This is a genomic window from Acidimicrobiales bacterium, assembly GCA_036273495.1.
In the GTDB taxonomy this organism is placed as follows: domain Bacteria; phylum Actinomycetota; class Acidimicrobiia; order Acidimicrobiales; family JAJPHE01; genus DASSEU01.
The window spans coordinates 1-2,104 of the sequence record DASUHN010000028.1; the positions used below are offsets into that span (position 1 = coordinate 1).

Consider the following 2,104-nt stretch of genomic DNA (forward strand, 5'->3'; position numbering starts at 1 on the left):
CCAGGGAACGTGGTCACGACCCGACATCTCGCAGAAGATGACCCTGCAGGGACCCACCGGCGCCGTCACCCTCGAGCCGGGCAACACCTGGATCGAGCTCCTGCCCCGCCCCTACACACCTCACATCAGCCCGTAGCGCCACCCGGCCTCACGCCGCGCGCGTGAGCTGCAGAGCCGCGAGAGCGGCGGCCATGGCGATCGGGGTGGCTACCAGCCCCAGTCGGGTGGCGCGGGCGACCGACGGCCGGGCCCCAACGGTGCGTGCCGCCTGCAGCCAGAGGATCCACGACAGCGACCCGGTGACGAACAGGTTCGGCCCCACGTCGAGACCAACCAGAAGCGCGAACGGGTGACGGGGCACACGCGCCGCGAGCAGCGACGCCGCCGGCAGGTTGTTGACCAGCACCGAGGTGCCGGCGGCAACTCCGGCGGTGGCCCATGTGTCGAGGTGGCCGAGGATCCGCTCCGGCCCGGTCCACGCCCGGCCCAGGGCTCCCAGGGCCACCGCCACCCCCAGCAGCCCGACCAGGACCGGTAGGCCGAGCACGTTGAGCGCCCGCTCCATGCCCTGGCCCCGGCGGACGAAGTGGGCGCCGGCCGCGAGCACCCCGACGACCGCGACGGGAACGGCCGGGGACCGGAGAACGAGCACCAGCACCACCGCGGCCAGGACGCCGGCGAGGCCCGGACCGAGCTTCGGCGCCGGTGCGGGGTCGGACTGCCGGGCGCCGTCGGAGTCGGACCCGTCCTCGCCGCTCAGCCTGCGCCCGCCGACCGCCACCACCCCCGCCGTCACCACCACCGCCGCCACCCACGGCAGCGCGGTCCGAACGAAGAAGCGCTGGCCCGACAGGTGGAGGTGCCCGAGCACGATGAGGTTGGTGAGATTGGAGCCCGGGAGGAGGAGCGAGGCGGCGTTGGACACCAGGACGCACGCGTAGAGGAGCGACGCGCCCTTCCCGTCCCGCGCCCGTCCGGCATGGAAGAGCACCGGGGTCAGGAAGGCCACCGACGTGTCGAGGTTCAGCACCGCCGTCACCGCGGCGATCAGGACGACCGCACCGCCGAACAGCGCTCCGTCTCCGGGCGCGGCGTTCGCCAGCTTGCGGCCGGCGTGGGCGAACAGGCCGTCGTCGTGGGCCACCAGACCGATCAGCAACAGCCCGGCCACGAGCACGAACGGGGGCCAGTCCTGAGCTGCAGCGGCGCGCGCGGCAGCCGGATCGAGCAGCGCGGCGACGAGGGCGCCGACGCTCCCGGCGCCGGCGAGCAGCCATCCCCACCGCGCCGAGTCGACTTCGATGGGGGGATAGTAGAGAGGACCTTCCCGTTGCTCCGCCGCGGCTATGCCGCGCCAGGCGGGGGTGGTCGCTCGTTGCGCCGGTCCTTCTCCTTGGCCCGATTGTGCGGCCCGCACAGGAGCTGTCCGTTCTCCTGGGTGGTCGGGCCGTCCGGATAGGGCACTATGTGGTCGACCTGGCAGTCCCCCAGCTTCCGGGCGCAGAAGGGATGCTGGCAGCGGCGGTCCCGCAGCTCCACTCCCCGCCGGGTGGCGCCGGTGAAGAACCGGGCCCGCTTGGACACCTCGACCCGCCGGCCCAGCCCGAACACGGCCCGCTCGACGTAGGCCTCGTCCAACCAGGGGATGAACGCCCCGGGAGACAGCACCGTGCCGTTGGCCAGCTGGCAGATGCGCCCGTGGATCGTCTCGTAGCCCACGAACACCGAGAACAGCGGGGCCGGGCGCTGGGCGCCGGGCGGTGTCGAGGCGGAACGGGTGGCCATCTCGACGAAGGCGTCGGCCCGGCGCTGGGCCGGGGTGCGCTGCAAGTCGTCGGTGCTCGGGTCCCGGCCCAGGCGGGCCTTGGCCGCCGCCCATTCCGCTTCGAACATCGCCTTTTCGATCCGGTCGTGCTCTCCGGCCACGATCGCTCCGGAGATGGGATCGAGGCTCATCCGCCCGAACCACATGCCGCCGATCGATTCGACCAGGTAGGCGTCGCGGCGGTGCCGGCGGCCCTCCTCGTCCTCGTCGGTGCCGTCGGGATCGGCGTGTTGTTTCCAGTAGGCGGCAACGGCGGAGAAGTCCTCGAATCTGAGCCGC

General features: G+C 73.0%; 2 protein-coding genes. Both read right to left on the bottom strand.

Annotation, left to right across the window (positions count from 1 at the left end):
• Nucleotides 1-148: 148 nt before the first annotated feature.
• Entirely contained in the window at nt 149-1,417 is a 1,269-nt protein-coding gene (locus VFW24_01285; GenBank protein HEX5265383.1) for an SLC13 family permease, read from the bottom strand.
• Nucleotides 1,345-2,104, bottom strand: a 760-nt coding sequence (locus VFW24_01290; GenBank protein ID HEX5265384.1) for a DUF222 domain-containing protein, incomplete at its 5' end; no start/stop codon positions are given. The genes VFW24_01285 and VFW24_01290, both read right to left, overlap by 73 nt.